Genomic DNA, 7,358 nt, shown 5'->3' with positions numbered 1-7,358 from the left:
TTTGCTGAATCCATAATCGACTCGATCTTTCAGGTCGATGTATACCGCAAGACACCTCGGTCGGCCCCCTCTCCCTCCGGGAGAGGGCTGGGGTGAGGGGCTGCTGTTAGACACAAACCTCAACTTCCCCTAGATGCCCCCCATAAGGCCCAAAACTGCGCTCCACCATCCGCCGCGTCCCGTCCGCTTGCACTATCAACGCCGTACTCGCCCGCGTGCCATAACTCTGGCTGGCAATAAACACACTCGACAACAACGCTTCCGTCGCCATGCCTACCCCGGTATCCGGCAACTCCGCCTCGGGTGCGGTCTGCGCATCGCTCAGCAAGGCCAGCAATCGCTCAGGCTGCGGATCGTCCAGCACCGCGCTCAATGCCGCCCTGGCCTTGAGCAGTTTTGGCCACGGTGTATCCAGCCCCGCGTTGGATAACCCATAAACTCCAGGCTGCAACATCACCGGCTCTGACGCCCGCGCATTGAAGTGCCACAACTCATGGGCATTGCCCAGCAGCAGATTGAACCCGGCAAACTCGGCCGCACGATCAACGACATCGCTCAAATAATCATCAATCGACAGATCTGCCGTGAGAAAGCGCGCCACCAGCTCGCCCCGGGATTTGGTCGCCGGTGGCTGCTGTGGATCGCGAATATTGGTCAGCGCGGCGAAGCGTCCGTTGGTGCCGATCCCCAGCCACGTGCCGCCAGCTTCAAGATCACGCCCGGCATGCACATGCGGCGCCTCGGGCCACGGCGCCAATGGCAGGCTGGGGCGGGCGTAGAACTCGTCGCGGTTGGCCGCGACGATCAGCGGCTGGGCATGGCCCGGGCGCCAGGCGAAAACGATCAGGCACATAAGGTGGTCCTTGTGTGTTTTTTGCCCACTCTACGCATCCGGCGTCCGTGCATCCATCGCCAGTGGAGCAGAAGGCTGCGCATCCGTTAACATGCCGCTCCTGTTTTGCCGATGCGTGCTGGAGACGGTCATGGAATTTCTGCTCTACCTGGCGCTCGGCGCCTGTGCGGGCGTGCTCGCCGGGCTGTTTGGCGTCGGCGGCGGGATCATCATCGTCCCGGTGCTGGTGTTCAGCTTCACCCTGCAGGGCTTCGATCAGTCGATCCTCACGCACCTGGCGGTGGGCACGTCGCTGGCGACGATCATATTCACCTCGGTCAACGCCGTGCGTGAGCATCACCGCCGGGGCGCGGTGCGCTGGGCGATTTTTCGCTGGATGACCGTGGGTATCCTGCTCGGTGCCGGTTTCGGGGCGCTGACCGCAGAAGCCATCTCCGGGCCGAACCTGCAAAAGATCATCGGCGTGTTCGCTCTGGTGATCGCCGTGCAACTGGCGCTGGATGTCAAACCCAAGGCCAGCCGCACGGTGCCGGGCAAACTCGGTCTGACCGCTGCCGGTACGGTGATTGGCTGGGCCTCGGCGATTTTCGGCATTGGTGGCGGCTCGCTGACCGTACCGTTTCTGACCTGGCGCAGCGTGCCGATGCAGCAAGCCGTGGCGACCTCGTCGGCCTGTGGCTTGCCGATCGCTCTGGCCAGTGCAGCAAGTTTCATGATTCTGGGGTGGCACGATCCGTTGTTGCCGGCCCATAGTCTCGGTTTTGTGTATTTGCCGGCATTGTTGGGCATCGCCCTGACCAGCATGGTCTTCGCCCGGCTCGGCGCGCGTCTGGCGCACAGATTGTCGCCGCGCTTGCTGAAAAGGCTGTTCGCCGCTTTGCTGTTCTGCGTGGGTCTGAGCTTTTTGCTCTGACCGCGTGGCAATCCTGGCTTAATCCTGAGGTGGCAGCGTCGCCCGGGAATTTCGCTTTCAACCTAACAAGGAGTCGCAATGCTGCCTTACCCGCAGATCGACCCGGTGGCCCTGGCCATCGGTCCGCTGAAAATCCACTGGTACGGTCTGATGTACCTGATCGGCATCGGCGGCGCGTGGCTGTTGGCGTCGCGCCGGCTCAACCGCTTCGACCCGACCTGGACCAAGGAGAAACTCTCCGATCTGGTGTTCTGGCTATCGATGGGCGTGATCGTCGGCGGCCGTCTGGGTTACGTGCTGTTCTATGACCTGAGCGCGTACCTGGCCAACCCGACGCTGATTTTCGAAGTGTGGAAGGGCGGCATGTCGTTCCACGGCGGATTCATCGGCGTGATGCTCGCGGCCTTGTGGTTCGGCAAGCGCAATGGCAAGTCGTTCTTCCAGCTGATGGACTTCGTCGCGCCGATGGTGCCGATCGGCCTGGGCGCCGGGCGCATCGGCAACTTCATCAACGCCGAGCTGTGGGGCAAGGCCACCGACGTGCCATGGGCGATGGTGTTCCCGCCGTTCAGCGATCCGGCGCAATTGCCGCGTCACCCGTCGCAGCTGTACCAGTTCGCCCTCGAAGGCGTGGCGCTGTTCCTGATCCTGTGGATCTTCTCGCGCAAACCGCGCCCGACCATGGCGGTCTCCGGCATGTTCGCGCTGTTCTACGGCATCTTCCGTTTCATCGTCGAGTTCGTCCGTGTGCCTGACGCGCAGTTGGGCTATCTGGCGTGGAACTGGCTGACCATGGGTCAGGTGCTCTGCGTGCCGATGATTGTCGGCGGGCTGTTGCTGATCTGGCTGGCCTATCGTCGCGCCCCGGCAGCGCCGCTCGCGCCGACGGCTTAAACTACGAACCCCGGCGCGCGACGCCGGGGCTCCAAGGACACAGGTAACTCATGAAGCAATATCTCGAACTGGTCTCGCACGTCATTCAGAACGGCACCAAGCAGGCCAACCGCACCGGCATCAACACCATCAGTTTTCCGGGAGCGATGCTGCGTTTCGATCTGCAGGAAGGTTTCCCGGCGATCACTACGCGCAAGATGGCTTTCAAATCGGCCATCGGCGAGATGTGCGGCTTTCTGCGTGGCGTCAACAACGCCGCTGAATTCCGCGCGCTGGGCTGCAAGGTCTGGGACCAGAACGCCAACGAAAACGCGCAGTGGCTGGCCAACCCGTTCCGTCAGGGCGACGACGACCTCGGTGAAATCTACGGCGTGCAATGGCGCAAGTGGCCGGCGTACAAGCAGATCCCGCTGAGCAACACTGCTGCCATCGAACAGACCCTGAGCAACGGCTACAAGCAGATCGCTCAGGGCGAAGAAGACGGCCAGGCCTACGTCGTGCTGTACAAGGCAATCGACCAGGTACGCCAGTGCGTCGACACGATCATCAAGGATCCGGGCAGCCGGCGCATTCTGTTCCACGGCTGGAATTGCGCCCAGCTCGATGAAATGGCCCTGCCGCCATGCCATCTGCTGTACCAGTTCCACCCGAACGTCGAGACCAAGGAAATCTCCCTGACTCTCTACATCCGCTCCAATGATCTGGGCCTGGGCACGCCGTTCAACCTCACCGAAGGCGCCGCGCTGCTGAGCCTGATCGGGCGCCTGACCGGCTACACGCCGCGCTGGTTCACCTATTTCATCGGTGATGCCCACGTCTACGAAAACCACCTGGACATGCTCAACGAACAGCTCAAGCGCGAGCCGTTTGCCATGCCGAAACTGAAAATCTCCGACCGCGTGCCGGAGTTTGCCAAAACTGGTGTGTACCAGCCGGAGTGGCTGGAACTGGTCGAACCGAGCGATTTCTCGCTGGAAGGCTACGAGCACCATCCACCGATGACCGCGCCGATGGCGGTCTAAACCACACCGCAATATCCCTGTGGGAGCGAGCCTGCTCGCGAAGAGGGCGTGTCAGTCGCAGATGTGTCGACTGATACACCGCTTTCGCGAGCAGGCTCGCTCCCACATTTGGTTGTGTGTTGGGCTCAATGGCCGTGGCTACGGCCTACATGGGAATGTTCAACTTCGGTCGCCACAACCCCGCCACTCACCTCCAGCCGCTGCAAGATCCCGCATTGATCCGCCTCCGGGCCTTCGCCACAGCGTTGGCGCAGGTCGAGCAGTTGTGTCTGCAACGCCAATAACCCATCAATTCGCGCCTTCACGTGCTGAATATGTTCGTCGATCAGCGCATTGACGCTCTCGCACTGATCTTGCGGGCTGTCGCGCAGGGCGAGGAGGCTGCGGATTTCTTCGAGGGTCATGTCGAGGGTGCGGCAGTTGCGGATGAAGGTCAGGCGCTCGGCGTGGGCCTGGGTGTAGACGCGGTAGTTGCCGTCGCTGCGCGCCGGTTCCGGCAGGAGGTTTTCGCGCTCGTAGTAGCGGATGGTTTCCACGGCGCAGTAGGTGAGTTTCGCCAGTTCGCCGATCTTCATGACGGCCATCTCCAAAAGGGTGCTTGACCCTATAGTGGCTACAGGGTCTTTACTTGGCAACAGGCACCTTCATGGACGCGACCAATGAGCGATTCCCTGCACACCCACAAGCCCGGCGACGGCCACGATCACAGTCATAAATTGCAGCCGGTGCATAAACATTCGCACGGCGGCGATTCCTGCTGCGCTTCGAAAGCTGCGCCGGCCCCGGTTCATGCGCACGAAGATTCCTGCTGCTCGTCGAAAGCCGCAGCGCCTGCCTTGGTGCAATTGAGCGAAAAGACCAGCGCAGACGCGCGCCTGAGCAGCTTCCGCATCGAGGCGATGGACTGCCCGACCGAGCAGACGCTGATCCAGAACAAGCTCGGCAAGCTGGCCGGCGTGCAGCAGCTGGAATTCAACCTCATCAACCGCGTGCTTGGCGTGACCCACAATCTGCCGGGCACCGAGCCGATCACCGAGGCGATCAAGTCCCTCGGCATGCACGCCGAGCCGCTGGAGGCGGGCGTCGATGCGCCGGCACCGGCTGCGGTGAAAAAACACTGGTGGCCACTGGCGCTGTCCGGTGTGACCGCGCTGGGCGCCGAAGTCATCCACTTCACCAGCGCTGCCCCCGACTGGGTGGTGGCGATTGTTGCGCTGGTGTCGATCCTCAGCGGCGGCCTCGGCACTTATAAAAAGGGCTGGATCGCCCTGAAGAACCGCAATCTCAACATCAATGCGCTGATGAGCATTGCGGTGACGGGCGCGATCCTCATCGGCCAGTGGCCGGAAGCGGCGATGGTGATGTTCCTCTTCACCGTCGCCGAGCTGATCGAAGCGCGCTCGCTGGATCGCGCGCGCAATGCGATCAGCGGCCTGATGCAGATGACCCCGGAGCAGGCCACGGTATTGCAGGCCGACGGCAGCTGGCGCGAACAAGAGGTAAAAAGCGTCGAACTGGGCGCCCGCGTGCGGGTGAAACCCGGCGAGCGCATCGCCCTGGACGGCACGGTGGTCAGCGGCAACTCGACCATCGACCAGGCGCCGATAACCGGCGAAAGCCTGCCAGTGGAAAAAACCGTCGGCGATAAAGTCTTCGCTGGCACCATCAATCAGGCCGGCTCGCTGGAATACACGGTGACCGCAGCGGCCAACAACTCAACGCTGGCGCGGATCATTCACGCCGTCGAACAGGCCCAGGGAGCGCGGGCGCCGACTCAGCGCTTCGTTGATCAATTCTCGAAAATCTATACCCCGGCGGTCTTCGTCTTCGCCTTGGCCGTGGCGATCATCCCGCCGTTGTTCATGGGCGCGGCGTGGTTCGACTGGATCTACCGCGCGCTGGTATTGCTGGTGGTTGCCTGCCCGTGCGCTCTGGTGATTTCCACCCCGGTGACCATCGTCAGCGGCCTCGCGGCGGCGGCGCGCAAGGGCATTCTGGTCAAGGGCGGCGTGTATCTGGAAGGCGGTTTCAAGCTCGATTATCTGGCGCTGGACAAGACCGGCACGATCACCCACGGCAAACCGGTGCAGACCGATTACCTGTCGCTCGATCCGACAGCCGATGCCAGCGCGCCGGCCATCGCTGCCGCGCTGGCCGGGCGCTCCGATCACCCGGTGTCGCTGGCGATTGCCAATGCTGCTGTGGATAAAAACTTCGCCGCGCTGACTGTGGATAACTTCGCCGCGCTGGGCGGGCGCGGCGTCAAAGGTGACATCAACGGTCAGACTTATCACTTGGGTAACCATCGTCTGGTCGAAGAGCTCGGCTTGTGCTCGCCGCAGCTGGAAGAAAAGCTGTTCGCGCTGGAGAAACAGGGCAAATCCGTGGTGCTGCTGCTCGACCACTCAGGCCCGCTGGCGCTGTTCGCCGTGGCCGACACGGTCAAGGAAACCAGCCGCGAAGCGATTCGTCAGTTGCATGAGCTTGGGGTGAAAACCCTGATGCTGACCGGCGACAACGTCCACACCGCCCAGGCGATTGCCGCTCAGGTCGGCATCGACGAGGCGCGCGGCGACTTACTGCCGACCGACAAGCTGCAAGCCATCGAAGATCTGTACAAGCACGGCCACCGGGTCGGCATGGTCGGCGACGGCATCAACGATGCCCCGGCATTGGCCCGCGCCGAGATCGGTTTCGCCATGGCCGCGGCTGGCACCGACACCGCGATCGAAACCGCCGATGTCGCCCTGATGGACGACGATCTGCGCAAGATCCCCGCGTTCATCAGCCTGTCGCGCAACACCGCGAGCATCCTGAAACAGAACATTGCCTTGGCGCTGGTGATCAAGGCGATCTTTCTTGCGGTAACCTTTGCCGGGCTCGCCACCATGTGGATGGCGGTGTTTGCCGATATGGGCGTGAGCCTGTTGGTGGTGTTCAACGGTTTGCGCCTGCTGCGCAAATAAACGTGAGGGATGGTTGTGCTGAGTGCCGAGCTGAAAGCGTTTTACATGGTCGCCCGCCTGGGCAGCATCACGCTGGCGGCGAAAAAACTCGGCCTCAGCCAACCGACCGTGACCACGCAGATCCGCAATCTGGAAAGTCAGTACTCGGTGGAGTTGTTCTACCGGGGCGGGCGCCGTTTAAGCGTCAGTGACGAAGGCGCGCGGCTGCTGCCGATGGTCAAGACCCTGTTGCAGCAAGAGGCCGACATCGAGTTTTTCCTGCGTAACAGCGGTCAGGTGCAGGGCACGCTGCGCATTGCCGCGACGGCGCCGTATTACATCCTCGATCTGGTGAAGACCTTCCGCGAGCGTTTGCCGCAGGTGGAAGTGTCGGTGGAAATCGGCAACTCGCAGCAGGTCCTGGAAGCGCTGGAGGATTACCGCGTGGATGTCGCGGCCTCGTCGCAGTTGCTCGACGATGCGCGGTTGATTCGCCGGGTGCTCGGCACCGATCCGCTGGTGCTGGCGGTGCATCGCAATCATCCGTTGGCCTCGCTTGAGCATGTGACGTTGAATGCGCTGGCCGGGCATACGTTGTTGATGCGCGAGTCGGGTTCGACCACGCGGCGGTTGACCGAAGAGTTGCTGGCCAGCGCCGGAGTAAGCTTCGGGCCGTTGCTGGAGATCGGCAGCCGCGAGTCGATTCGCGAGGCGGTGCTGCGCAATATCGG

At 62.4% G+C, this 7,358-nt stretch carries 7 protein-coding genes; 5 read left to right on the top strand and 2 right to left on the bottom strand.

The window, feature by feature from the left end:
- Positions 1 to 106: 106 nt before the first annotated feature.
- On the bottom strand, positions 107 to 853 hold the full coding sequence (locus D6877_RS07235; protein ID WP_130910334.1) for an NRDE family protein: 747 nt from the start codon (positions 851 to 853) through the stop codon (positions 107 to 109).
- 130 nt (positions 854 to 983) lie between these two features.
- Between D6877_RS07235 and D6877_RS07230 the strand changes: the two genes are divergently transcribed.
- The 3 genes from D6877_RS07230 (at position 984) to D6877_RS07220 (ending at position 3,682) form a co-directional block, all read left to right on the top strand.
- Positions 984 to 1,766 (top strand): sulfite exporter TauE/SafE family protein, encoded by a 783-nt coding sequence (locus D6877_RS07230; RefSeq protein WP_016772682.1) that lies wholly within the window; start codon positions 984 to 986, stop codon positions 1,764 to 1,766.
- 78 nt (positions 1,767 to 1,844) lie between these two features.
- Positions 1,845 to 2,660 (top strand): prolipoprotein diacylglyceryl transferase, encoded by an 816-nt coding sequence (gene lgt / locus D6877_RS07225; protein WP_016772683.1) that lies wholly within the window; start codon positions 1,845 to 1,847, stop codon positions 2,658 to 2,660.
- 50 nt (positions 2,661 to 2,710) lie between these two features.
- The gene (locus tag D6877_RS07220) at positions 2,711 to 3,682 is read left to right on the top strand and encodes a thymidylate synthase (RefSeq protein ID WP_016772684.1); all 972 of its coding nucleotides are present in this window, start codon (positions 2,711 to 2,713) and stop codon (positions 3,680 to 3,682) included.
- A 125-nt stretch (positions 3,683 to 3,807) separates the two neighbouring features.
- Here the strand turns inward: D6877_RS07220 and cadR are convergent, their stop codons facing one another.
- Positions 3,808 to 4,257, bottom strand: a complete 450-nt coding sequence (gene cadR / locus D6877_RS07215) for a Cd(II)/Pb(II)-responsive transcriptional regulator (RefSeq protein WP_130910333.1) — start codon at positions 4,255 to 4,257, stop codon at positions 3,808 to 3,810.
- Between the two features lie 84 nt (positions 4,258 to 4,341).
- Here cadR and D6877_RS07210 point away from each other — a divergent pair, with 84 nt between their 5' ends.
- Positions 4,342 to 6,648: a heavy metal translocating P-type ATPase gene (locus D6877_RS07210; RefSeq protein ID WP_130910332.1), complete on the top strand. Its 2,307-nt coding sequence runs from the start codon at positions 4,342 to 4,344 to the stop codon at positions 6,646 to 6,648.
- Between the two features lie 15 nt (positions 6,649 to 6,663).
- Positions 6,664 to 7,358, top strand: a 695-nt coding sequence (locus tag D6877_RS07205) for a LysR substrate-binding domain-containing protein (protein ID WP_130910335.1), incomplete at its 3' end; no start/stop codon positions are given.

The sequence above is a fragment of the Pseudomonas sp. Sample_9 genome (assembly GCF_004307535.1).
Lineage (GTDB): Bacteria > Pseudomonadota > Gammaproteobacteria > Pseudomonadales > Pseudomonadaceae > Aquipseudomonas > Aquipseudomonas mercuritolerans.
This window is presented reverse-complemented; position numbering and strand designations above follow the sequence as displayed.